This window comes from Rhizobium sp. GCM10022189 (assembly GCF_042656325.1).
Classification (GTDB): Bacteria; Pseudomonadota; Alphaproteobacteria; order Rhizobiales; family Rhizobiaceae; genus Rhizobium.
On sequence record NZ_JBHSOR010000039.1, the window covers coordinates 519959 to 545017 of the forward strand.

The window sequence follows — 25059 nt, forward strand, 5'->3', positions numbered from 1 at the left end:
GAGGAAACACGATGGCCGAGGAACTGGAAACCGAGCGTCCGGACGTTCGCGAGGATGGCAGACGCCCGCCGAGGGCAGTCGTCGGATCGCAGCGCGTCGAAGAAGAGATCTTCGGCAAGGTCTTCGATTCCAACATCGTCAAGCGCATCTGGGCCTTCGTGCATCCCTACCGGCGCGACGTCATCCTGTCGGTGATCTCGGTTCTGGTCTTTACCGGCATGCAGCTTCTCATTCCGCTGATCATCCGCTACGCCATCGACCATGGCATGCAGGCGAACGAGAGCGGCTCGGCACTGACCTGGGCGATCCTCGCCTTCCTCGTCGCCATCCTCATCAACTATGGCGCCAGCTACTGGCAGGAAACGCTGGTCGGCGGTGTGGCGGAAAACGTGCTCTTCGATATCCGCAAGGCGATGTTCTCACATCTCCAGCGCGTTTCGCTCTCCTTCATGGACAAGACCGAGGTCGGCCGGCTGATGTCGCGCCTGCAGGGCGACGTCAACTCGATGCAGGAATTCCTGGAAACCTGCGTGCTGTCGGTGGGCGATATCTTCCTGCTCTTCGGCATCGTCTTCGTGATGCTTTATCTCGACTTCAAGCTCGGTTTGCTGACGCTTTCCGTGCTGCCGGTGCTCTTCGTGGTGCGCCTGTTCTGGCTGCCGCTTGCCCGCAAGTCCTTCATGGCCGCCCATGAGACGAATTCGGTGGCAAACGGCGCGCTTGCCGAAGCGATCCACGGCGTGCGCGCCGTCCAGAGCATGGACCGGCAGGAGGTCAACTTCACGCTCTACGACGACAAGGCGCATGCCAACCTGCTGACGCATCTGACGGCAGCGCGCTACGCGCAGATCATGGTGCCGATCGTCGATACGCTGACCGGTATCGCCATGGCGCTCGTCATCGTTGTCGGCGGCGCGCGTGTGCTGAACCAGGCGCTGGACGTCGGCGTTCTCGTCGCCTTCCTCTTCTACATCCAGCGCTTCTTCGACCCTATCCGCTCGCTGACGCTGCAATATTCGGTCATGCAGCGCGCCATGGCGTCCGGCCAGCGGCTGACCGACGTGCTCGACGTGCCGGTCGAAATCCAGGATGCTCCGGATGCCAAGATATTGTCACCCGACATGGACGGCTCCGTCGAATTCCGCGATGTCGTGTTCGGCTACAATCCCAAGCATCCGGTGCTCAAGCATGTGAGCTTCCGGGTCAATCCGGGCGAGACGGTCGCCCTTGTCGGCCCGACCGGCTCGGGCAAATCGAGCTGCATGTCGCTGATCCACCGCTTCTACGAAGTGCAGCAGGGACAGGTCATGGTCGGCGGCCATGACGTGCGCGAACTCACGCAGGATTCTCTCGGCCAGCAGATCGCCATGGTGCTGCAGGAACCTTTCCTCTTCACCGGCACCGTCTTCGAAAACATCCGCTACCACAAGACGGAGGCCACGCGCGAACAGGTGATCGAAGCCGCCAAGGCGGTCGGCGCGCATGATTTCATCATGCGTCTGCCCCAAGCCTATGACAGCATGCTTGGTGAGCGTGGCGGCAATCTTTCGCTCGGCCAGCGCCAGCTTCTCTCCTTCGCCCGGGCTCTGGTGGCGGACGCCAAGATCCTCGTCCTCGACGAAGCAACCGCCAATATCGACAGCTATACCGAGATGCTGATCCAGAAGGCGCTGGTGAAGCTGCTCGAAAACCGCACCGGCCTCGTCATCGCCCACCGGCTGGCGACGATCCGCGAAGCCGATCGCATCATCGTGCTGCAGAATGGCGAGATCGTCGAAAGCGGCAATCACCAGCAGCTGATGAAAAACGGCAAGCTCTATTCGAAGCTCTATAACCTCAACTACGCGTCCTTCGACGATATTCCCGAGGACGTGCGGGAAGAGACGGTGACGGAATCGGCGACCTGACACCCTCGGTTGCCGTTGCGCATAGTCCACGACGAATTTCGCTTTTCCGCTGTAAAAACGCGCAAAATGGAACCCTCGCCGCCGCCTTTTGAGCTGCCTTGCCTCAAAAGGCGCAAGATTTCGACGAACAAACGCCGTTCTGAGGCATTTATCTCCTATAGGGGCGATCTGCCACTAAGGAGAATGTCATGAAGAGAATTGTTAGCGGTCTGTTGATCGCGACGGCCCTAATGGGCTCGGCTGTCCAGCCTGCTGCGGCACGCGACCATCATCACCACGACAATACTGGGCGTGCCATTGCCGGCGGCCTTGCGGCGGGTGTGGTCGGCGGCCTGATCGGCGGCACAATCGTCAACAGCGGTCCGCGCTACGTCGATGGCCCTCGCTACTATGATGCCGGCCCGCCGCCCCCGAGATGCTGGTATGAGGACCGCGACGTCCGCAACCGCTATGACGGCGGCTATCACACGGAAACCGTACGGGTCTGCGACTAGCGGATCTGGAGAATCCGTAATGCATTGAGGCGGCGCTGGCCTGATCCTTGGTCATCGCCGCTGCCTTTCGCCCCTTTCGGCCGGGATTGCAGCCGCAATCTCGGCCTCGCTCCACCCGAATAGACGGAAGCCACCGGCGACGTCGGTTACGGCTCGCTCCGCCCAGCCGGAAAAATCCGCCATCTGTCATGCGGCTGCAAAGAACCGCCGCTACTTCTCGGCTCGGGCAATTGCACGGCTGTGCGACATGATTGCACCTGTGCAACGGGCGGAGAAATGGACCGGTTCCTGAAACGACAAATAGTGGTCAGCGCCGCGGCCCGACCAATGTCAACTTGCTGCCATTGCCTCCCTGTACATGTGCTGCGGGGGATTGCCAGATCGCATCATCCATCCTTCCGCGACCCGTCCTGTACCGATCTCCGGCGCGGTTCGTCGCATCGTTTTGGCAGGCGGATGTAGGGTATTGAGGGAAAGCCGATGAGTGATGGTCCTGCGAACGGCGGGAAGGCGCCGAAGAAGGAGCGCATGCGTTTCGTGAGCGCCGAGCAGGTGGCGCAGCTTGCCGGCGTTTCCCGCTCGGCGGTATCGCGAACATTCACGCCAGGGGCCAGCGTTGCGCCCGCGACGCGCGAGAAGGTGCTGCGCGCAGCCCAGGAGCTCGGCTACCATGTCAACGATCTTGCCCGCGGCGTGCTTGCCAATCAGAGCCGCCTCGTCGGCATCGTCGCCACCAAGCCGGAGATCGGATTTCGCGCCCATCTCGCCGCAGCGCTTGCCAAATTCCTGATCCAGCGCGGCAGCATTCCGATCCTCATCAACACCGGCCAGACCGAGGATGAACTGCTGGCTGCCCAGAAGATGCTGATCGGCCATCGTGCCGAGGCGATCATCATTCTGTCGGGCTCGCCCCCGGCGAGCTTCTTTGAGCTTGCCCAGCGTAACGGTCAGCCGCTCATCGTCATCGGCCGTTCCGAACCGGATGCAGATCATGTGCGCGCCGGCAACTCGGAAGCCTCGCGCAAGGCGGCGACCGTGTTCTTCGAGGCCGGGCGGCGGCGGCTGGCGGTTGCCGGTTCCAACACCGGCACACCGAGCATCATCGAGCGCGAAAGCGCCTTTCTGTCGACGGCCGAAGGGCTCGGTGCCGAAGTCTTTATCGGCCGCGGAGCGGATTCGGATTACGAGAGCGGAATTGCCGCAGGCCGCGCCCTGTTCTCGAACGCCGTGCACCCGGACGCGGTCTATTGCGCCAACGACCAGATCGCCTTCGGCCTCATGGATCATGTGCGGCAGGTGGTGAAGCTCAGGATTCCCGAAGATGTCGCCATCATCGGTTTCGACGACGTTCCCGAAGCGTCCTGGCTCAGCTATCAGCTGACCACTTTCCGCCAGGACCCGCTCGTCATGGCAATGCGAGCCGTCGAGCTGATGGAACGGCGCCTCGCAAATCCGGACTTGCCGCCGGGCTATGAACGCGTCATTCCGGAGCTCGTCATCCGCCAGAGCTTCAGGCCCTGATTCCCTTTCGAAAGTTTCCCATGCATTGCGAATTTCCTGATGATGCCCGCTTCGTTCTTGCCAGGGACGTAATCCTCGACGCGGCGGGAAAGGCGCTTTCCTTTTTCTCCGATCTCGCCTCGCTGGAAACAGGCCACAAGCTGAACGGCCAGGATGTGGTGAGCCAGGCCGACAAGGCCGTGGAGGCGATGATCCGCGATCGCATCGCTGCCGCCTTTCCCGATGACGGCGTTCTCGGCGAGGAGGAGGGATTGGCCGAGGGTCCGTCCGGCTATCTCTGGGTCGTCGATCCCATCGATGGCACGAGCTGCTTCGTGCACGGCATCGACCAGTGGTGCATTTCGATCGCCGTCATGAAAGGCGACGAAACCGTACTCGGCCTTATCTGCCAGCCGACATCGGGCGATGTTTTTGTCGCGAAAAAAGGTGAAGGCGCCTTTCTGAACGGCAGGGCGATCAGCGTTGACGGGGCCACCAGCATAGGCACCGGGCTTCTCGGTATCGGCGCCAATTTTCGCATTCCGCTGAAACAGGTATCGGTCTTCGTCCACCTGCTGCTGGAAGCGGGCGGCATGTTCATCCGCAACGGCTCCGGCGCGCTTATGCTGGCGCAGGTCGCCTGCGGCCGGCTCGCCGGTTATTACGAGCCGCATATCAACGCCTGGGACTGCATGGCCGGGCTCCTGATGATCCGTGAGGCAGGCGGCTGGACCGAAGCCTTCCCCGGCAAGGGCACGCTTCTGACCGGCGGCCCGGTGATCGCCGCTGCTCCCGGCGCGAAGGACGATCTCATGGCGCTCGTCAACCGATCGCTGCAGGATGAACCGGCGTAGAACGCCGTTAGCCTGCGTGCCCGGACCCGCCGTTTCCGGATGAGCTTGAGGCGATCTTCTCCGTCAGATCGACAAAATTCCTGATGAGGGCAAGCCGCGCATCGGCGCGGTGGGCGACGTAAAGCGGCAGGGGCGGCAGTTCCCCAGGCACCAGCGCCCGATAGACGACCGATTCCCGGTGCAGGACCCGCATCGACGCGGGCACGACGGTCAGGCCACGCCCACCGGCCACAAGGTTGATGGCGGCGATAATTCGAGAGACTTCGTCGACGATCCTCGGTGCGACGCCGGCGGCGCGGAAAGTTTCCGTCAGGCGCTCGAAGATCCCAGGCCCATCCGTGCGCCGATAGACGACCATATCGACGCCGTCGAGCATGCCGAGCGTCAGGGGCTCGCCGTCCGCATCCGCATAGGGGTGGTTGCGCGGCACCGCGACCAGCATGTCCTCTTCGGAAAGAGCCCGCGCCGTCAATTCGGGAAACCGCTTCGCATCGATATGCAGCAGCGCGACATCGATGCGCTGCTGCTGCAGGGCCAGAATCAGCTCGTAGGTTTCGCTTTCCTCGACCACGATCTCGGCAAGCGGAAAGGCCCGGCGAAACTGCTGGAGGAATTGCGGCGCGAGCACATGCAGAGAGGCCGAACTCGTAAAGCCGACAGACAGACGGCCGCTTTCGCCCTGACTGAAGCGCCGCACGTTGTCGACCGCCAATTGTGCCCGCCTCAGAATATCGCGTGCCTCCTCGAGAAAAAGCTCGCCCGAGCCGTTCAGGGCGACCCTGCGCGGCGATCGATCGAACAGTTGCACGCCAAGCTCATATTCGAGATCGCGAATCTGCTGCCCCAGAGGTGGCTGCTGGATATGCAGCCGCTCGGCGGCGCGATTGAAACTCCCCTCCTCGGCTACAGCCACGAAATATCTGAGATGCCTGAGTTCCATCCAGCGTCCTAGAACTTTTTGAGTTTAAGTGTTGAACAATATAAATATTTTACATGGTCATGTCACGTCTCTAGGCTCCTCCCAACTTGACCGACCCAAGGAGGAGACGACATGGCCAAGAGCAAACCGAAGATCGCAATCATTGGCGCCGGCATGGGCGGGCTCGCCGCCGCGGCGACGCTGCGCAAGGTCGGTATCGACGTCCAGGTTTACGAACAGGCGCCGAAATTCGCCCGCGTCGGCGCCGGAATCCAGATGCTTCCGAATTCGTCGCACGTGCTGCGCGGCATCGGCGTGCTCGACCGCCTCAAGAAGATCGCCTTCGAACCCTATTCCCACCTCAACCGCGTCTGGGACACCGGCGAACTCAAGCGTGAACTGCCGATGCCGGAAAGCCTTTATGGCGCGCCGTTCCTGTGCATGCATCGCGCCGATCTGCATGAGGCGCTTTATTCCGTGCTGCCGCCTGAGATCGTGCATCTCGGCAAGAAACTCGTCGGCCTCGATCAGAAAAACGGCGGCGTCAGCCTTTCTTTTGCCGATGGCACCAAGGTCGAAGCGGACGCGGTCGTCGCCGCAGACGGCGTTCACTCGCTGGTGCGCGACCTCATCGTCGGTCCCGATGCGCCGCTCCACAAAGGCCGCATCGCCTATCGCGCGGTCTTCGACGCCAGCCTGATGAACGGCGGCACGATCGCCCCCTCCAGAACCAAGTGGTGGGGCCTCGACCGGCATATCGTCATCTATTACACGGCAGCCGACCGCAGCTCGCTCTATTTCGTCACCAGCGTTCCCGAGTCGGCCGACTGGATGACCGCCGAATCCTGGTCGGCAAAGGGCGACGTCAAGGAATTGAGAGCCGCCTACGAAGGCTTCCATCCGGAAGTGCAGATGGTGCTCAACGCCTGCCCGGATTGCCACAAATGGGCAATTCTCGAACGCGAACCGCTGCCGCGCTGGAGCGACGGCCGTGTCGTGCTCTTGGGCGACGCCTGCCATCCGATGACGCCGTACATGGCCCAGGGTGCGGCAACCTCCATCGAGGACGCCGCCATTCTGGCGCGCTGCCTCGAGGCTGCCGACAATGACGACATCGAAGGCGCCTTCCGCCGCTACGAGGCAAACCGCAAGCCCCGCACCTCGCGTATCCAGGCGATCTCCAGCGCCAATACGTGGATGTCGGGCGGCAACGACGACACGACATGGCTCTACGGCTACGACGCCTGGAACGTGCCGCTGGTCGGCGAAAACGAACTGGCCATGGCCGGCTGATCGGAACAGCGCAATGTTGCAGCAAGAACCCCTTGAGATGGACGGTCGCTACGAGTTCGTAACCGTCTCGGATGAGGCAACCATCGCCTACCGGCGATACGGCACGCCGGGAAAGCCGCGCCTGTTGCTGATCCATTCGCTCGCTCTTGACGGCAGCGTCTGGACGGACGTCGTCTCCGCCCTGAAGGGGCAGGCCGAGATTATCTGCATCGATTGCCGCGGGCACGGCTGGAGCAGCCGCGGCCCCCTTTCCCGGGCGATCGAGCGCTTTGCCGACGATGCCGCCGAGGTTCTGGACAAGATCGGCTGGGACGAGGTGGTCGTTGCGGGCTGCTCGATGGGCGGCTGCATCACACAGGCTTTTGCCGCGCGCCACGCAAAACGGGTCTCGGCCATGGTCCTCATCGATACGACGGCCTGGTACGGGGAAAAGGCGCCCGAGGAATGGCGGGCGCGTGCTGCCAAAGCGCGGGCCGAAGGCCTTGCCTCGATGGCCGCTTTCCAGGCGACCCGCTGGTTCGGCGAGCGGTTCAGGGCGGAAAACCCGCGCAAGATCCAGGAGATGATGGAAATCTTCGTCCGCAACGATCTCGATGCCTATGAAGCGACCTGCATCATGCTCGGCGATGCCGATCTCCGCAGCGCCCTTCCCGGCTTCGATTTCCCGGTCGCGGTCATTGTCGGCGAGGAGGACTATGCCACGCCGGTCGAAAGCGCGCGCCAGCTCGCCGAGGCAATCCCCGGCGCGTCCCTGACGATCCTGCCGGGCGCCCGGCACCTGACGCCGATCGAATGCAGCGATGTCATCGCCGCGGCGATCGGCAAGATGGTTGAAGCTGCCGCCCATTAGGGTGAAGCTGGCGGCAGGGGGAGCCGCCAGCCCGTTTAACCGTGCTGATCTGGGAGGATGATATGCACGATAACAATAGCATACTGGTTGCCGGCCCTGCTGCGGGCGAGGTTTCGCAAGACGGTTCGCAGCAGATGCGGCTGGCCGGCCGCGCCGCGGCTCTGACGGCCCGTTTCGAAGCGGTCCCGTTTACACCCTGGCATCGCCGGGCGCGGATCATCATGGGCAGCGCAACGTTTCTCGATGCCTTCGATGCGCTTTCGCTCGCCTTTGTCCTGCCGATCCTGATCAAACTCTGGGCGCTGACGCCGGCTCAGATCGGCTGGATGATCGCGGCAAGCTACATCGGCCAGCTCATCGGAGCCCTCCTCTTCAGCCGCCTTGCCGAAACGCTCGGTCGCGTTCACATGGCCGCATCCGCCACCGCGCTGATGTCGGTGATGAGCCTTGCCTGCATCATGGCCGGCAATTTCCAGATGCTGTTCATTTGCCGCCTGATCCAGGGTATCGGGGTCGGCGGGGAAATGCCCGTTGCGGCCGCCTATGTCAGCGAGCTCCTGCGCGCCAAGGGACGTGGACGCAACTTCATGCTCTACGAATTGATCTTCCCCGTCGGGCTGATGGTGACGGGCCAGCTCGGCACGTTGATCGTGCCGGTTTTCGGCTGGAAGTCCCTCTTCCTGATCGGCGGCATCCCGGGGCTGCTGATCGCCTACCTGCTTTACCGCCTGCCGGAATCACCGCGCTGGCTGATCGGTCAGGGACGGTTCGACGAAGCCGAAAAGGTGATCCGCCAGGCCGAGGACAGCGCAAGGCGCAAGGATCCCGGCTATTCCTTCGACGACCGCGCCTATAACGAAGCGACACTGGCGCTCGGCAGTCAAAGCCAGGCCGCTGCACCGCGGCCGCGCAGCCGCTGGCGCGAACTGCTCTCGCCCACTTTCCGCATGCGCACCATCATCGCGTGGATCCTCTGGGCAAGCTCGTTCTTCGTGGCCAACAGCCTGAACAACTGGATGCCGACGCTCTATCACACGGTCTATTCGCTGGAACTCGGCAGTGCGCTGAGGGCCGCCTCGATGACCAATGTCGCGCAGGTCATCATTCTGCTTGCCTGCGCCTTCTGCATCGACAGCATCGGGCGGCGCACCTGGGCCGTCGTCTCGTTCCTTGTCGGCGCCGTTCTGCTCGCAGCACTCGCCGCAGGTGGCGCAAGCAGCCTCTGGTCGCTCATTCTGCTGGCGACGCTCGCCTATGGCGTCGTGGGCTCGATCAACGCCGTGCTCTACCTCTATACGCCGGAAATCTACCCGACGCGCATGCGCGCAGTCGGCACGGGCCTTGCCACGTCCTGGCTGCGCATCGCCTCGGCGGTCGGTCCTGCGACGGTCGGCTACATGGTCGGCGCACAGGGCATCAAGTCGGTCTTCATCATGTTCGGGATCGTCGCCGTGATCGGCGCGCTTGCGGCAACGCAGATGATCGAAACCGGAGGACGCAAGCTCGAGGAAATTTCCTCCTAAGCACGCCCGCCCACAGCATTTCCCCGGCACCCATGTGCCGGGGTTTGGCATTTTACGATCTTCAGGCGCTGCGTGGCACGGCGTCATGCTCCCTGCGCGCCATCATCAAGGCCACGGCGAAGACCAGCAGCGCGCCGGCGGCAAGGCAGATCGCCAGGAAGAACATCGGCGCGATCGTGCTTCCGGTTTCGTCCTTGATCCAGGGTACGACGTTCTGGGCGACGAAGCCGCCGAGATTGCCGACGGAGTTGATGGCGGCAAAGCCGGCCGCAGCGCCCGCTCCCTTCAGGAAGCGCGACGGAAGGCTCCAGAAGACCGGCTGCGGGGCAAAGATGCCGGCTGCGGCGATGCAGAGAAAGATGAACTGCAGCACATGGTTCGGAACGAGCGCCGAGAGCAGCAGGCAGGCCGCGCCGATGAAGGCGGGAATGACGATATAGGGCGTCTTCGCCTTCACCTTGTCGGCAGCAGCCGGCACCGCCCAGAGGGCGAGCGCCACCAGCATCCACGGAATGATATTGAGGAAGCCGTTGACGCTGTTGCTGACGCCGAAAGCCTTTACGATGGTCGGCAGCCAGTAGCTGAGGCCATAGGCGGCAAGCGGAAAGGCGATGTAGCAGAGCGCCATCAGCAGGACGCGGGGGTCGATCAGCGCCTTGAAGCCGTTTTCGGCATTGTGGTCCATGCCGGAATTCTCTGACGCGAGCCGCTCTGCCAGCCAGCTCTTCTCCTCGCCGCTGAGGATGCTCGCATTTTCGGGCCGGTCGTAGAGATAGAGGTAGGTGATGACACCGGCGATGACGGCTGGAATGCCTGTCGCCAGGAAAACCCACTGCCAGCCGGCGTGGCCGAGGAAACCGTCGAGATCGAGCAGCATGCCGCCGACGGGCGCGCCGACAGCATTGGCAAGCGCACTGAAGATCATGAAGAGGCCGACCATGCGGCCGCGATAATCCGAGGGGAACCAGAGCGTCAAAAGATAGAGGACGCCTGGAAAGAAACCCGCTTCGCAGACGCCGAGAAGGAAGCGCAGGATATAAAACATCGTCGCGTTCTGCGTGTAGGAAAGCAGGATGGTGACGATGCCCCACGAGACGAGAATGCGCGCAAACCAGACTCGCGCGCCAAACCTGTCGAGGAAGAGGTTGCTCGGCACTTCAAATAGGAAATAGCCGATGAAAAAGAGCGAGGCGCCAAGGCCATAGGCATATTCGCTCATGCCGAGCGCACCGACCATTTCCAGCTTGGCAAAACTGACATTCTGACGATCGATATAGGCAATGAGGTAAAGGATTCCGAGGAATGGCATGAGCCGCCAGGTGATCTTCGAGATCAACTGCTGTTCGCTGACCATTGCAAATTCTCCAAATGATTGTTGCTTTTCATGCCAATAGATAGCTGCCTCCGGACGATTATCAATCACACCGAACGGATAGGAGCGGCTCCTGCATTGACAAGCGATATGTCGACAGTCATGCCTAGGGACGCGGAAGCCATCCTTGCGCCCGTATCTCCAGAGAGATCATCATGACCCTGTCCTCACCCCGCGATTTCCTGGCCAGTCTGTTTTCCGCAGCCGTTCGCGCCGCCGATCCGCTGACCGGTATTGCCGCGCATCTGCCGGAAAGACCAAAGGGCAGAACGATCGTGATCGGCGCCGGCAAGGGAGCCGCGCAGATGGCGCGTGCTCTCGAAAGCGTGTGGGACGGGCCGCTCGAAGGCGTGGTCGTCACCCGCTACGGCTATGGCTGCGAAACCAATCGGATCGAGATCATCGAGGCCGCTCATCCGGTTCCCGATGCAGCCGGCCTTGCCGCCTCCAGGCGGCTGATGGAAACCGTCTCGGGCTTGCGCGAGGACGACCTCGTCATCGCGCTGATCTGCGGCGGCGGTTCGGCGCTGCTGCCCTCGCCGCCGGAAGGGCTGACGCTGCAGGACGAGATCCTGCTCAACGAGCTGCTGCTTGCCTCCGGCGCACCGATCTCGGCCATGAACGTGGTGCGCAAGCACCTGTCGACCATCAAGGGCGGGCGGCTGGCGGCTGCGACAAGGGCCCGTGTGGTCAGCCTGATCGTCTCCGACATTCCCGGCGACAATCCAGCCCATGTCGCATCGGGTCCGACCGTTCCCGACGGCTCGACCCGCCACGATGCGCTTCAGATCATCCGGCAGTACAGCCTGAAGCTGCCGCAGGCGGCGATCGATCATCTGAACTCTCCGAGAGCCGATGCGCCGCGGCCGGACGATCCGGTCTTTGCCCGCCATGCGCACCACATCATCGCCTCGGCCGGCGTATCGCTCGAAGCCGCGGCCGACCTCGCACGGTCGCAGGGCATCACGCCGGCGATCCTGTCCGATTCCATCGAGGGAGAATCGCGCGACGTGGCACTGGTGCATGCGGCCATCGCCCGCGAGGTCGCCGGTCGCGACAGGCCGTTCAAGAAACCGGCCGTCATCCTCTCCGGCGGCGAGACGACGGTGACGCTGCGCGCCAAGGGAGGCCGGGGCGGCCGCAACGGGGAATTCGCGCTCGCGCTGGCACAGGCGATCGACGGTGACGGCGCCATCCATGCGCTCGCCGCCGACACCGACGGCATCGACGGTTCGGAAAACAATGCCGGAGCGTTTGCCGATGGCGGCACCGTCAAACGGCTGCGCGCCGCCGGCTTCGATCCACGCCGCCTTCTCGACGGCAATGACAGCTATTCCGGCTTCAAGGCGATCGGAGACCTCTTCGAAACCGGCCCGACCGGTACCAATGTCAATGATTTCAGGGCAATCCTGATCCTCTGAGCGCGCCTTTGAAGGGCCGGCGCGGCCCGGCGTTTCAGCGATGCGTTTTCGGATAGGGATTTGGTTCCGGCGGCGTCCAGCTGGCGAGCGTCGCGGGATCGGGCTTCCATATCTCGACCTTCAATGGATAGCAGGCGGCCGCATCGCTGGAATGGCTTGCCCCGCAATCACCGCCCGGGCAGGCCGACAGGGCGCCGAGGAGATCGATCTCCGCAAAGAATTCGATGAAATCTCCAGGCCTGACGGGGCTGGCCTTCATGAAATACTGGTGCGTGTCCCTGGTGAAGCCGGTGCACATGAAGACGTTGAGCACATCATGCACATGCATTTCGGCCTGCTCCAGCGGCAGGCCGCTCTCGGCAGCGAGCGCCCGCGTCAGGTTTGAATGGCAGCAGTGATGGTAATCCGTACCCTTCAGCAGCCGGTTCGTATAGGGGTCGCACCGCGTGCCGATGACGTCATGGACGCCGGCGCCGTCATCATCCCATCCATACCAGCCGAGACTGTCATAGGTGATGGTCGCCATGGGGCGCAGATATGGCAGCGTGCTCCAGAGACGATCGCCGACACCGACATGGGTCGCGTGCAAGGCCCGTGTCTTGCCGCTGAAAAACCGCTCAGTGAGATCGGCCGCATTCCACAGATTGAGATCGCCGACTTGCGGTCCGTCGATGCTGACGATACGGAAGAAATGCCCCTGCGGAACGTGGAAGCTGGCCGCCTCGCGCGGCGGCACGATTACCTCGCCGACCTTCGTCAGCGTTTGGCGGGCAGCCTCCAGCAGTCCGAGATCGGCGGAAGGCAGCGTTTCGACGGGATAGACGACCACGGGCGGTACCGACCGCCGTTCGGCTGCGTCTGAAGGAATGGGCACGACCGGCTGCTTCGACATCCTGATATTCCGCTCCGCTGGCGATCTTCGGGTGCTCGCCCTGTGACACGCGCTAAATCGGCAGGCACTCTTAGCGAGGCTGCGCCTTTGGGCAACCGAGATGATTCTTGCTCTATGGGCAAGTCTGGCTTAGTCATCCCGGCATGAGAAACCTTCCCCTCGCATCCTTGCGGGCATTCGAAGCGGCCGCGCGCCACGAAAGCTTCGTCAAAGCGGCTGCCGAGCTGAACCTGAAGCCTGCCGGCATCAGCCAGCATGTGAGGGCAATGGAGAATTGGCTCCGCATCCCCCTGTTTCGGCGGCATAGCCGGGGCGTGACGCTGACAGCCGCAGGCCGGGAATTCGGCGCGGCCGTCACGCACGCGCTGGGGCATATCGAGGTCGCCGCCGGGCAGTTGCGGCTTGAGGCAAACAGCCGCCCCGTCAGCGTTGCATGCATTCCCTCCATGGCCGTGCGATGGCTCATCCCGCAGCTGCCGAGGCTGAGAACCGCTTATCCGGATATCAGGATCAACATCGTCTACGCGCTCGATGCCAAGACGCCGGAAGCGGCAGGTGCCGATCTCCTGATCTGCCACGGCGTGCGGCCGGGCTCCGGCGCCATCAAGCTCCTGGACGCCGAGACCAGGCCAACCTGTTCGGCGGAATTCCTCGCCCGGCACGGTCCCTTTCACAAGCCTGCCGACCTGCTTGCCTGCGAAATCCTGCACGACGAGACGACCGATGCCTGGGCGCGCTGGTTCGACGGCGCCGGCATCCGTTCCGCGCCGAAGGCCGGGCCGGTCTTTGCCGACTTCAATCTGATGATCGGCTCATTGATCGGCGGCCAGGGTGTCGGCCTTTGCCCGACCGCACTGATTGCGGAGGAGATCGCGGCAGGTTCGCTCATTTCCCTCTTCGAGCGGCCCTGCGACACAGACAAGGCCTACTGGCTCATCGAGGCAAAGGGGCTCTCACGCGAGGCAAGGACGCTTCGCGACTGGCTGCTTGGCGCAAGGCAGGAAGAGCGCTGACGGGCAGTCAGGCCTTGGCCCGCTTCGGCACAGGCAGATCCCGGGATGCCATGCGCCAGGTGTTGCGACCATCGGCCTTGGCGCGATAGAGCGCCCGGTCGGCCTCCTGCATGAGCGCTTCGCCGTCGGCTCCTTCAGACGTGGCAATGCCGATGCTGACGCCAAGGCGGATGGCAAGCCCGTTGATGACAAAAGGCTGCTCGAAGGCGCCGATGCAGCGCTCGGCAAGATCAGTCGCCTCGGCCCCCTCTCCCGCCATGAGGATTGCGAATTCATCGCCCCCAAGGCGAGCGACGAGATGGCCGCGTGCATGCATCAGCAGCCGGGCAGCGACATTTTTCAGCACTTCATCACCGGCGGCATGGCCGAACGTGTCGTTGACGGGCTTGAACCCGTCCAGGTCCAGGCAGCAGATGATGACCTTTTCCCGCTCCTTCGATGCAAGTGACTTTTCGAGCGCCTTGTAGAATTGCATCCTGTTCGGCAGGCCGGTGAGAATGTCGTGATGTGCCAAACGATTGGCTTCAGCCTCGGCAAGAACTCTGTCGCTGACATCGGCTACCGTCAGCAGCAGCCGATGCTCGGCGCCCTCGTGAAGCTCACGCACATAGATCAGCACGTGGCGCTCCGATCCGTCCCGCGTGGTCTGCCGCCAGATCGTGCGCGCATCACGGTCGTCGTCGAGGCGAAGCAGTGCCCTCTCGAATGCCCGAAGTTCGCCATCGGCATGCATGTCGCATGCTCGCTTCGACAGCAGTGCTGCAGCTTCGAAACCGTAGAAATCGACAGCCGCCCGGTTGGCCTGAAGAATGGCGAGGCTGTCGCCATCGCACAAAAGCATGGGCATGGGATTGGCGTCGAAGAGCTGGCGAAGCCAGTCTTCCCGCTGCTTGAGGCCGGTAATGTCGATGCGCATGCCGATCGCGCCGCCGTCGGGCGTGCGCCTGTCGTCGTGGCGCAACCACCGGCCGTCCCGCAATTGCTGTTCCTCTTGCGAAACCGGCTGGCGGAATTTCTGCATGCGGGCGGTAAGCCACGCTTCCTTGTCGTCGACGAGCTCGCGCATCCCGTCTCCGGCGAGACTGGTCCTCAAAATGTCCTCGAAGGCGACGCCGGGCCTGAGATGCTCGGCTATGTCGGCATAAAGCTCGGCATATTTCTGGTTCCAGAGCACATAGCGGTCGTTGGCATCGAACACGCAGACCGCTTCCGGCAGCATCTCGATGACATAACGCAGGCGCAGATTGGCCTCTCTCGCCGCGTAACCTGCCGGACGCTCGTCATCGACGGGCTCGAGGAAGGCAGCCGTGACCGTCTGCGCGCCGGCCGGCCAGTTCATCACCCGCAGGCGGCATGGCCGGCGATGGCCGGAACGATCGTGGATGACGGTGGTGGAGAAGCCTGGGAGCAACGGCCATTCCGGAATGAGTTCGGCAATATCGGCGCCGTCAAACCGGTCTTCGAGGCGGAGGAAACGCCTGGCTTCGGGATTGGCAAGAATAACGTGGCCGGCGGCGTCGAGAACGAGCACCGCCATCGGGCACGCCTCCAGGAATGCAAGGATCTCGGCACCAAGCATCATCAGCCCAACCGTCAAGTCGCTTCAGCAGATCTTTCGGATGTGACTTTAACAGCGGAACGTAAAGGAATGTAACCCAGTCTCGCAGTGTGAGAATTTCACACACATCCAGAAGCAAAACAGGGTTTCCCGAAAGTTAAGAGACGACCCGACGGTAATATCCTGCAACGAAATGGCTTCGGCATCGTATCGGTTTCACTGCTCCGGCCACGATCACATCACATGTCAGGGCGCGTGTTCTCACCCATACGGGAAGTCACCATGCCCTCAACCGGCAAGACGCGAGCCGGTCGCGCCGGCACAATTGGTAGGATTTTTCATGAACCGGCAAACGAAAGAAATAAATAGTCTATAGATTTTATAGAGAATTCGACACCCTTCCTGTCATCGCTTCCTGACAATGCAACCTCAAACGGGAAACATCGACGATGACATTGGCAAAGACATTGGGAACGGCTGTGCTCGGCCTCATCTCCCTCGGCATGTTCAGCACCGTGGCAGCGGCCGGGACGAGCGCACCGCTGCTCGACAAGGTGCCATCGGGGACAGTACTGACGATCGGCGATCCGGTAACGCAGAAGGCTCTTGAGGTCTCGGGCCTCATCAAGGAACTCACCTTCGAGGTCAAATGGGCCAATCTCAGCGGCGGCCCGCAGACCTCCGAAGCGTTTCGCGCGCATGCACTCGATGTCGGCTCCGTGGCCGAAATCCCGTCGATCTTCGCCACCTGGAACAATCTTCCCGTCCGCAATATCGCCTATCGCGAACGCAGGGACCCGATTGCCAATCCGATTTACCGCTTCGGCATCGCACCCGGTGTCGAGGTCAAGTCGCTCGCGGATTTCCGCGGCAAGCGCATCGCCTTCAGCCCCGGCCAGGCCCAGGGCACGCTCGTGCTTCGCGCGCTTCACGCCGCGGGGCTAACAAAGAAGGACGCCACGCTGGTCGAACTGCCGAGCACCGGCGATGTCTATCCAAAGGCGCTCGCCAGCAAGCAGGTCGATATTGCGCCGCTCGGCGGCGTCAATATCCGCCGCTATATCAGCCAGTACGGCTCCGACGGCGCAAACCTCGTCGAGCACGGCCTGCGTGACGATCCCTCCCATCTCTATGCGCCGCAATGGGTGCTCGACGATCCCGCCAAAGCAGCAGCCCTTGCCGAATATGTCCGCCTCTGGGCACGCGCAACGGAATGGATCGATCGGAATCCCGAGATCTGGATCAAGGAATATTACATCGGTCAGCAGGGCCTGAGCCGCGAGGATGCCGAATTTCTCACCAGGCTCGCAGGCACCCAGGTCATCCCCGACAGCTGGGCGGATGTGAAGAAGCGCCATCAGGAAACGATCAACCTGTTGGCCGACGAGCTTGGCTACAAGCCCTTCGACGTCGAACAGATCTTCGACAATCGCTTTGAAAAAATCGCCGCCGGCGCCCTGACAAGAAGCCAGTGAGCGCACGGGTCCCATCGCGAAGAGAGGAGATCGCAACATGGCAACCACCTGGGATGCAGATAACGTCAAGACATCGTCGATATCGCGGCGATCGGGCGCCGGCGTGACGACCGCCGCAAGGCCAGTAGCTTCCCGCGCCCGTCGCAGGCTCGGCCCCGGACGCGAGATACCCTTCGGGCTGCAGATCGGCCCGGCCCTGCTGGTATTGGCCTGGGTTGCCGGATCGGCATTCGGATGGATCGACCCGCGCATTCTTTCGGCGCCCTGGACGGTCGTCGAGGCCTTCGGACGGCTGATCGCCGAGGGCCGGCTGCAGGACAATTTCGTCACGTCCGCGACACGCGCGCTGCTTGGGCTCAGCATCGGTCTCGTCATCGGCACGGCTCTGGCGGTCGTCGCCGGCCTGTCCCGCATCGGTGAGGCCCTGATCGACGGGCCGATCCAGATCAAACGCGCCATCCCGACGCTGGCGCTGATCCCGCTTTTCATCCTGTGGTTCGGGATCGGTGAAGGCATGAAGGTCACGACGATCGTGCTTGCCGTCATCATCCCCATCTACATCCACACGCATAATGCCTTGCGCAGCATCGACAGCCGTTATGTCGAGCTCGCCGAGACGCTGCGCATGAGCCAGAAGGACTTCATCTTCCAGGTCGTGCTGCCCGGCGCCCTGCCCGGCTTCCTCCTCGGCCTGCGCTTTGCCGTCACGCTCTGCTGGGTGTCGCTGGTCGTGGTCGAACAGATCAACTCCACCAGCGGCCTCGGTTACATGATCGATCTGGCCCGCACCTACGGCCAGACCGACGTCATCCTCGTCGGCCTCGTGGTCTACGTGCTGCTCGGCCTCGTCTCGGACGGCCTCGTCCGCCTCATCGAACGGAGGGTCCTGTCATGGCGCCGCACTCTGGCCAACTGAAGCCTGCCGTCCACGTCGAAAATCTCGTGCGGCGTTTTGCAACGAAGACGATCCTGGACGGCGTGGAACTCGATATCGGTGAAGGCGAATTCGTGGCCCTGCTCGGAAAAAGCGGATCGGGCAAGAGCACCTTCCTGAAAGCCCTTGCCGGCCTCGACCACGATGTCGAGGGGACCGGTACGCTCGAGACACCGGAGAGGCTTTCGGTCGTCTTTCAGGACGCCCGCCTCCTGCCCTGGCGCACGGTCATTCAAAACGTCACGCTCGGCCTGCCCGGTAAAACCGAACAGGAAGCCGGACGCAAAGCACTCGCCGAAGTCGGTCTCGAGGGACGGGAAGCCGCCTGGCCGAACCAGCTTTCCGGCGGCGAACAGCAGCGGGTGGCGCTTGCCCGCTCGCTGGTGCGGGAGCCGGCGCTGCTGCTGGCCGACGAACCCTTCGGTGCGCTCGACGCGCTGACCCGGCTGAAGATGCATGACCTCCTGCGGGACCTTTGCGCGAAACACCGTCCCGCCGTTCTGCTCGTCACCCATGACGTCGATGAGGCCATCTCGCTCGCCGACCGGATCCTGGTGCTCGACGAGGGACGGTTCGCGGAGGATCTGCGCGTCGACCTGCCGGTACCGCGCGATCACGGCGATCCGCGTTTCGCGCAGATCCGGACCCGTCTTCTGAGCCGGCTCGGGGTCGATGCCCCCGGCCGCCACGCCGCCTGAAACCAACGGAGATCGTCATCATGGCTAGTCGAAAAAGACAGATACGGCTTGGCGCGTTCATCATGGCTACGGGCCATCATGTCGCCGCCTGGCGCCACCCGGATGCCCAGGCCGATGCCGGCCTCAACATCGATCACTATCGCGAACTTGCGCAGACCGCCGAACGCGGCAAGTTCGATCTCGTCTTCGTTGCCGACAGTCCGGCCGGCTGGGAACGGGCCAAAGATCCGGAAGCGCTGCGCCGCACGGCGCAAGGCGCCCATTTCGAGCCGGTCACGCTATGGGCGGCGCTCTCGCAGGTAACAAGCCGTATCGGCTTTGTCGCGACCGCGTCGACCACCTATGAAGATCCCTATCTGCTTGCCCGCAAATTCGCCTCGCTCGACTATATTTCCAAGGGGCGCGCGGCCTGGAACGTCGTGACCACGGGTGCCGACGTCTCCCGGAATTTCTCGATCCCCGGTCATCCGGCCCATGCCGACCGTTATGCCCGCGCCGAGGAATTTGTCGATCTGGTGAAGGGCCTTTGGGATTCCTACGAGGACGACGCCTTCATCCGCGACAAGGAAAGCGGCGTCTACCTCGACCCCGACAAGGTGCATCAGGTCAACCACAAGGGACAGTTCTTCACCGTCAGCGGCCCCTTGAATGTCGGGCGTCCGGTCCAGGGCTATCCCGTCATCGTGCAGGCCGGCGCCTCGGAGCCGGGGCGCGAACTGGCAGCGCGCACCGCCGAGATGATCTTTACCGCCAACCAGACACTGGAAGACGCTCAGGAATTTTACTCCGACGTCAAGGGACGTCTTGCCCGCTACGGCCGCAGCCCGGACGACCTGCTGATCAGCCCCGGCATCTTCCCGGTTCTTGGCGGCACGGAGGCGGAAGCCAAGGCGAATTACGACTATATCCAGTCGCTCGTTCACCCCTCCGTCGCCTGGAATATCCTGCAACGCCACTACAAGGGCGTCGATCTCTCCGGCTATTCGCTGGACGACCCGGCGCCGCCGCTGCCGGACAATACCGAGCTCAACAAGAGCCGCCTCAAGCTTGTTACCGATCTGGTCTCGCGCAACAACATGACGTTGCGCGAATTCTACCTGGCGGTCGCCACCGCCCGCGGCCACCGCACGGTGGTCGGTACGCCGGAACAGGTGGCGGATGCGATGCAGGAATGGTTCGACAATGGTGCGGCCGACGCCTTCAATATCATGCCGCCGATCCTGCCGACAGGGCTGACGGACTTTGTCGATCAGGTCGTGCCGATCCTGCGCAAGCGGGGCCTTTTCCGCGAGGAATACGAGGGCACGACACTGCGCGAAAATCTCGGCCTCCGTCGCCCGCCGAATGGCCTGGCGCTCAAGGCCCGGCGGGACGAAGCGACCCGGGCGGTCGGGTAATCCGCCGAAAGAGATATGGAGTGGCCGGGTCCGCTGGAAGACCCGGCCGTCCCATCCCTGACAATCCGATCACAGACAACCGCAGGCGCATCGCATGAGCAGCAATCCGGAATTCCTCTGGTACATCCCCAATGCCGTCAAACCCGGCCATCGCGGCGATTCCGCCGTCGAAAACCACAACAGCCTGGAGACGCTGACGAGCCATGCCAGGGCGCTCGAAGAACATGGCTGGAAAGGCGCGCTCATCGGCACCGGCTGGGGCCGCCCGGACACCTTTACTGTGGCGACCGCGCTTGCGGCGCGGACGACGCGCTTCGAGCCGCTGATCGCGATCCGGCCCGGCTACTGGCGACCCGCGAATTTTACTTCGGCGGCGGCCTCCCTCGATCATCTCACCGGCGGACGCGTGCGGGTCAACATCGTCTCCGGCAAGGACAATCTCGCTGCCTATGGCGACAGCGAGGGCGATCAGGCGCACCGCTATGCACGCACCAAGGAGTTCATGCGGCTGGTGCGCAGGCTGTGGACCGAGGAAAACGTCACCTTTGCAGGCGAGCATTTCGGGGTCGTCGAATCCACCGTCCTGCCGCGCATCGCAGCTCGTGGCGATCGCCTGCACCCCAAGCTTTATTTCGGCGGCGCATCGGAAGCGGCCGAGCGCGTCTCGGCTACCGAAGCCGACGTGCAGCTCTTCTGGGGAGAGCCGCTGGATGGCGTGCGCGAGCGCGTCGATCGCCTCAAACGGCTGAGCCGCGACCTCGACCGCGATCTGCCGCCGCTTCAATTCGGATTGAGAATTACGACGCTGGTGCGTGACACGACAGAACAGGCCTGGGCCGATGCCGAAGCCAAGGTTGCCGAAATGGCGGCCAGCAGCGGTGAAGGCTGGCATGATCATAAGCGCGCCGTTGCCGTCGGCCAGCAACGCCTGTTCGATCTGCACCAGCGCGGCGAAGTGCTCGATGACAATCTCTATACCACGCCCGGTAAATTCGGTGGGGGTGGTGCGGGCACGACCTGGCTGGTCGGTTCCGCCGAAGATGTCGCCCGCTCGCTGCGCAAATATCAGGCGCTTGGCATCACACATTTCGTGCTGTCGGACACGCCCTATCTCTCGGAAATCAAGCGGCAGGGTACGCAGCTGCTGCCGCTTCTGAAGACTGCGTGACGCGTTGAAAACGTAAAGGAATACAGGCTCCAGGCGCCTGTATTCCTGTTTTCACTTCGATCCGGAATGTTAGTGAGCGCCCGCACCACCGCCGGCCTGCGGCTTCCTGGTGAAAAGCAGGGCAAGAGCTGCCAACGCCAGCACCACGCCGATCACGGCAAACGTATCGCTGAAGCCCATGATGAGGGCCTGCTTCTTCACGATCTGGCCGAGAGCCACGACCGCCTTTTGCGAGGCAACCGCAGGATCGGTGACGCCGTGCTGGGTGAAATAGCCGGTGAGCTGGGTCAGGCGGTCGCGCACCTCGTCCCGGGTCAGCGTGATCGACTGGCCGATGATGTTCGAATGGAACTGCTCGCGCTTCGTGAGGATTGTGCCGAGCGAAGCGGTACCGACTGCGCCGCCGAGGTTGCGCAGCATATTGGTAAGGCCGGAGGCAGCCGCGGCGTCTGCCGGTGCGATGCCAGCCGTGGTGATCGCGGTGATCGGCGTCAGCACCAGGGCCTGGCCGATGGCACGCACGATATTCGGGATCCAGAACTGGTCGCCGGCATTGTTGGCCGAAAGGGCGATGTTCATGAAGCAGCTGATCGCGAAGATCGAGATGCCGAGAAAGCCGATATAGCGGGCGTCGAAACGCTTCATCAGCACTGGCACAAGCGGAATGAGCAGGAGTTGCGGCAGACCCGTCCAGGCCAATACGTTGCCGATTTGCTCGGCATTGTAGCGCTGCACCTGTCCGAGATATTGCGGCAGGATGTAGACCGTACCGAAGAGTGCGACACCAACCAGTACGTTGACCAGCACCCCGATGCCGAAGTTGCGCTGTGTCAGCAGCCGCAGCTTGACCAGCGGCTTCTTCACCGTCAGCTCGATCCAGATGAAGGCGGCGAGGAAGACGAAGGCGACGATGCTGAGCTTGACGATGAAAGGCGAGGAGAACCAGTCGTCCTTGTTGCCCTCTTCAAGCACGGTCTGCAGCGCCGACAGGCCGATCGCCATGGTGATGATGCCGGCCCAGTCGCCTTCCTTCAGAAGGCGGAGCTGCATCGGCTGCTTGTCGAGCGTCAGCGCAAGGGCCGCAGCCATGACGAGGCTCGGGATTGTGTTGATGAAGAAGATCGTCTGCCAGCCGTAATTTTCCGTCAGATAACCGCCGATCGTCGGGCCGATGGCCGGGGCGAACGTGACCGAGAGAGCGAAGATGGCAAGGCCGAGCGGCTGCTGGTTCTTCGGCAGCTTGGTCAGCACCATGGTGAAGGCCATGGGGATGAGCACGCCGCCGGCAAAGCCCTGCAGGCCGCGCAGCAGGATCATCGTGCCGAGATCGTGCGCGAAGGCGCAGGCCATCGAGAAAAGCGGGAACAGGATGGAATTGACGAGGATGTAGCGGCGGAAGGAGAAGACGTTGCTGAAATAGGCCGTCAGCGGAATGACGACGATCTCGCCGATCAGGTAGGACGTGGAAATCCAGGCGCCGTTATCGACGCCCGTGCCGATGCCGCCCTCGATATCCAGAAGCGAGGCATTGGTGATCTGAATATTGAGGATCGCCATGAAGGCGCCGATCATGCCGGCGAGAACGGCGATCCAATCCCTGGTGCTGGCGCTGGCACGCGGCTGCGGTATGGCGCCTGATGTTGCTGCGATAGCGGACATGACACGATCTCCTGCCCTTTCGCTCAATTGCTGGCGGCATCGGCCTTGGTGTCGATGCTCGGCTGAACGGACATGCCGGGGCGCAGATCGCCCTTTTCGGCCGCATCGCCGTCAAGAACGATCTTCACCGGAATGCGCTGGACGACCTTGGTAAAGTTGCCGGTGGCATTGTCGGGCGGCAGCAGCGCAAATTCCTGGCCACTGGCCGGCGACAGACTGTCGACATGGCCGTGATAGGTGCGGCCCGGGAACATATCGACCTCGATGGCGACAGGCTGGCCGGCATGCACATCGGTCAGCTGCGTTTCCTTGTAGTTGGCGACGATGTAGGCGGCCGTCGTCGGTACCACGGCCATCAGCTGGGTGCCGGCCTGGACATACTGGCCGACACGCAGCGTGCGGTTGCCGACGGTGCCGTCGACCGGCGCAACGATGGTCGCATAGGAGAGATTGAGCTCGGCCTGCCGCGCGACCGCCTCGTCATGGGCAAGCGTCGCCTTGGCCTGGGCAAGCTCGGCGTTCAGAAGATCGACCTGCTTGGTGGCGGCGTCGAGGGCCGCCGTGTCGCGAACGATCGTCGCCTGAGCGGCCGCAATCGCGGAAGCCGCCTGCTGGGCCGTCTGGACCGGCGCGTAACCGCTGGTGGCGAGGTTGGTGTAGCGCTTGTTGTTCTGCTCGGCGAAGGTCTCGTTGGCCTTGTCGACATCGAGCGTGGCGCGAGCGGCCGCGATGGTCGACTGCTGAATATCGAGCGAAGCCTGTTTGGCATTCACGGTCGCTTGCGCGGCGGCGACATCGGCCTTTGCCTGATCGAGCGCCGTGCGGAAATCGCGGTCATCGATCCGGGCGAGTGGCTGGCCGGCCTTGACCGGTTCGTTGTCGCTGACAAGCACTTCGGCAAGATAGCCCGATACCTTCGGTGCGACCGTCGTGCTGTCTGCCTTGACATAGGCATCGTCGGTCGAAACCTCGAAGCGGCCGACCGTCCAGTAGTTGTGGCCGTAGTAGGCAGCTGCAGCGATGATGGCGATGGCGGCGGCCCCAAGCAGCAGGGAACGGCCGCCGCGCCTGCGCACAGAAGCCTCTGGGGCGGGAGCTGCGACAGCGGGATCGGCGACACGCGGCGTCTTGCCGGCGTCGAGCGTTGCGGGCGAGGCATCGGCCGGCGTTGCGGCGGTCGATCCATCGGCCGGAGCGTTGCTGTTCAGGGCATGCAGTGTCTTGACGGACATCGTCTCTCTCCTGGTGGAAGGTCGCTGTCGTCTTGGCCGCGGCCTTGAAATCCGGTTCAAGCTCATTTAGGAAACTTGATGTTTTCCAAAATATGAGCTAAAAAAGAGAAGTCAACAAGAATTTGGAAAATCAAAATGGTCCAAAATCACAAAATCGAGAAGAAGCCGCGTGGCAGGCCGCAGGTGCGTTGTGATGAGGATACGCGCAGCGTGCTGATCGAGGCGGCCAACAAGCAGTTTCACGAGAACGGCTACGCCGCTGTCAGCATCGCCGCGATCGCACAGGAAGCCGGCGTTTCGACCAAGACGCTCTATCGCCTGTTTCCGACGAAAGCGGACCTGTTTTCCGAAATGGTCTCGGATCGCACCGGACGTTTTCTGCTGGCGCTCGATCCCGGCAGCCTGGCGACGGCCGAACTCCGCCAGGGGCTGGAGCGCATGCTGATGGCCTATGGCATGCTGACGCTTTCGCAGGACACGATCACGATTACCCGCCTGGTCATCGGCGAATCCGATCGCTTTCCCGAACTCGCCACCTCCTTCTACGAGAAGGCGATCATGCGCACCAACGCGTCGATGGAAAACTGGCTGCGCCGGCAGGTGGAACGCGGGCTGATCGCGCTCGAGGACCCGCACGCCGCCTGCGGCATGCTGCGCGGCATGATGGTCATGGAGCCCCAACGCGCCGCGATGCTGCGCCAGCTGCCGCCGCCCAATATCGAAGAGATCGCCGCAAGGGCGAGAATGTGCGCGGATATTTTCCTCAAGGGATGTGCCGCTTAGGGGCATGGGAAACATGTCCGGCGAAAGATGCGCTCGGCTGGGAATGCCAGGCATTTTCCGCTGGCGGCAGAGACAGAACGATCATGGAAGCTCTATCGCGCCGGAACACCGCCGCGC

21 protein-coding genes are annotated in these 25059 nt (G+C 62.8%); 15 read left to right on the plus strand and 6 right to left on the minus strand.

Features of this window, described 5'->3' with window-relative positions:
- Window positions 1–11 precede the first annotated feature (11 nt).
- The 4 genes from ACFPWW_RS17430 (at window position 12) to ACFPWW_RS17445 (ending at window position 4755) form a co-directional block, all read left to right on the plus strand.
- A complete protein-coding gene (locus ACFPWW_RS17430; protein WP_377312666.1) occupies window positions 12–1907 on the plus strand; it encodes an ABC transporter ATP-binding protein in 1896 nt (631 codons plus the stop codon).
- Between the two features lie 188 nt (window positions 1908–2095).
- Window positions 2096–2401, plus strand: coding sequence for a hypothetical protein (locus ACFPWW_RS17435; protein ID WP_377312667.1), 306 nt, complete (start codon window positions 2096–2098; stop codon window positions 2399–2401).
- Window positions 2402–2881: 480 nt separating this feature from the next.
- On the plus strand, window positions 2882–3922 hold the full coding sequence (locus ACFPWW_RS17440; RefSeq protein ID WP_377312669.1) for a LacI family DNA-binding transcriptional regulator: 1041 nt from the start codon (window positions 2882–2884) through the stop codon (window positions 3920–3922).
- Window positions 3923–3942: 20 nt separating this feature from the next.
- A complete protein-coding gene (locus tag ACFPWW_RS17445) occupies window positions 3943–4755 on the plus strand; it encodes an inositol monophosphatase family protein (protein ID WP_112755168.1) in 813 nt (270 codons plus the stop codon).
- 7 nt (window positions 4756–4762) lie between these two features.
- Here the strand turns inward: ACFPWW_RS17445 and ACFPWW_RS17450 are convergent, their stop codons facing one another.
- The gene (locus ACFPWW_RS17450) at window positions 4763–5695 is read right to left on the minus strand and encodes a LysR substrate-binding domain-containing protein (protein ID WP_377312671.1); all 933 of its coding nucleotides are present in this window, start codon (window positions 5693–5695) and stop codon (window positions 4763–4765) included.
- Between the two features lie 111 nt (window positions 5696–5806).
- Between ACFPWW_RS17450 and ACFPWW_RS17455 the strand changes: the two genes are divergently transcribed.
- The 3 genes from ACFPWW_RS17455 (at window position 5807) to ACFPWW_RS17465 (ending at window position 9340) form a co-directional block, all read left to right on the plus strand.
- Window positions 5807–6967: an FAD-dependent monooxygenase gene (locus tag ACFPWW_RS17455; protein ID WP_112570549.1), complete on the plus strand. Its 1161-nt coding sequence runs from the start codon at window positions 5807–5809 to the stop codon at window positions 6965–6967.
- A gap of 13 nt (window positions 6968–6980) precedes the next feature.
- Window positions 6981–7817, plus strand: coding sequence for an alpha/beta fold hydrolase (locus ACFPWW_RS17460; RefSeq protein WP_112754087.1), 837 nt, complete (start codon window positions 6981–6983; stop codon window positions 7815–7817).
- A 62-nt stretch (window positions 7818–7879) separates the two neighbouring features.
- Window positions 7880–9340 (plus strand): MFS transporter, encoded by a 1461-nt coding sequence (locus ACFPWW_RS17465; RefSeq protein WP_377312673.1) that lies wholly within the window; start codon window positions 7880–7882, stop codon window positions 9338–9340.
- A 61-nt stretch (window positions 9341–9401) separates the two neighbouring features.
- Here ACFPWW_RS17465 and ACFPWW_RS17470 read toward each other — a convergent pair whose 3' ends face one another.
- A complete protein-coding gene (locus ACFPWW_RS17470; protein WP_377312674.1) occupies window positions 9402–10694 on the minus strand; it encodes an MFS transporter in 1293 nt (430 codons plus the stop codon).
- A gap of 173 nt (window positions 10695–10867) precedes the next feature.
- Here ACFPWW_RS17470 and ACFPWW_RS17475 point away from each other — a divergent pair, with 173 nt between their 5' ends.
- Entirely contained in the window at window positions 10868–12133 is a 1266-nt protein-coding gene (locus tag ACFPWW_RS17475) for a glycerate kinase type-2 family protein (RefSeq protein WP_377312675.1), read from the plus strand.
- Window positions 12134–12167: 34 nt separating this feature from the next.
- Here ACFPWW_RS17475 and ACFPWW_RS17480 read toward each other — a convergent pair whose 3' ends face one another.
- Entirely contained in the window at window positions 12168–13025 is an 858-nt protein-coding gene (locus tag ACFPWW_RS17480) for an urea carboxylase-associated family protein (protein WP_377312676.1), read from the minus strand.
- A gap of 143 nt (window positions 13026–13168) precedes the next feature.
- Here ACFPWW_RS17480 and ACFPWW_RS17485 point away from each other — a divergent pair, with 143 nt between their 5' ends.
- Complete coding sequence (locus ACFPWW_RS17485) at window positions 13169–14038, plus strand: LysR substrate-binding domain-containing protein (protein WP_377312678.1); 870 nt, start codon at window positions 13169–13171, stop codon at window positions 14036–14038.
- 7 nt (window positions 14039–14045) lie between these two features.
- On the opposite strand, the gene ACFPWW_RS17490 is transcribed toward ACFPWW_RS17485, so the two are convergent.
- The gene (locus tag ACFPWW_RS17490; RefSeq protein ID WP_377312679.1) at window positions 14046–15620 is read right to left on the minus strand and encodes a diguanylate cyclase domain-containing protein; all 1575 of its coding nucleotides are present in this window, start codon (window positions 15618–15620) and stop codon (window positions 14046–14048) included.
- 425 nt (window positions 15621–16045) lie between these two features.
- On the opposite strand from ACFPWW_RS17490, the gene ACFPWW_RS17495 reads away from it, so the two are divergent.
- The 5 genes from ACFPWW_RS17495 (at window position 16046) to ACFPWW_RS17515 (ending at window position 21268) form a co-directional block, all read left to right on the plus strand.
- Window positions 16046–17071, plus strand: coding sequence for an ABC transporter substrate-binding protein (locus ACFPWW_RS17495; RefSeq protein ID WP_377312680.1), 1026 nt, complete (start codon window positions 16046–16048; stop codon window positions 17069–17071).
- Window positions 17072–17108: 37 nt separating this feature from the next.
- Window positions 17109–17987 (plus strand): ABC transporter permease, encoded by an 879-nt coding sequence (locus ACFPWW_RS17500; RefSeq protein ID WP_112570565.1) that lies wholly within the window; start codon window positions 17109–17111, stop codon window positions 17985–17987.
- The gene (locus ACFPWW_RS17505) at window positions 17963–18703 is read left to right on the plus strand and encodes an ABC transporter ATP-binding protein (RefSeq protein ID WP_377312681.1); all 741 of its coding nucleotides are present in this window, start codon (window positions 17963–17965) and stop codon (window positions 18701–18703) included. The genes ACFPWW_RS17500 and ACFPWW_RS17505 overlap by 25 nt, the downstream gene beginning before the upstream one ends.
- Before the next feature lie 20 nt (window positions 18704–18723).
- Entirely contained in the window at window positions 18724–20100 is a 1377-nt protein-coding gene (locus ACFPWW_RS17510; RefSeq protein WP_377312682.1) for an LLM class flavin-dependent oxidoreductase, read from the plus strand.
- Window positions 20101–20194: 94 nt separating this feature from the next.
- Window positions 20195–21268: an LLM class flavin-dependent oxidoreductase gene (locus ACFPWW_RS17515; RefSeq protein ID WP_377312683.1), complete on the plus strand. Its 1074-nt coding sequence runs from the start codon at window positions 20195–20197 to the stop codon at window positions 21266–21268.
- Between the two features lie 69 nt (window positions 21269–21337).
- Here ACFPWW_RS17515 and ACFPWW_RS17520 read toward each other — a convergent pair whose 3' ends face one another.
- The gene (locus ACFPWW_RS17520) at window positions 21338–22927 is read right to left on the minus strand and encodes a DHA2 family efflux MFS transporter permease subunit (RefSeq protein ID WP_377312684.1); all 1590 of its coding nucleotides are present in this window, start codon (window positions 22925–22927) and stop codon (window positions 21338–21340) included.
- Between the two features lie 23 nt (window positions 22928–22950).
- Window positions 22951–24159 (minus strand): HlyD family secretion protein, encoded by a 1209-nt coding sequence (locus ACFPWW_RS17525; RefSeq protein WP_377312685.1) that lies wholly within the window; start codon window positions 24157–24159, stop codon window positions 22951–22953.
- Window positions 24160–24294: 135 nt separating this feature from the next.
- On the opposite strand from ACFPWW_RS17525, the gene ACFPWW_RS17530 reads away from it, so the two are divergent.
- On the plus strand, window positions 24295–24942 hold the full coding sequence (locus ACFPWW_RS17530) for a TetR/AcrR family transcriptional regulator (protein WP_112570577.1): 648 nt from the start codon (window positions 24295–24297) through the stop codon (window positions 24940–24942).
- Window positions 24943–25059: the final 117 nt, after the last annotated feature.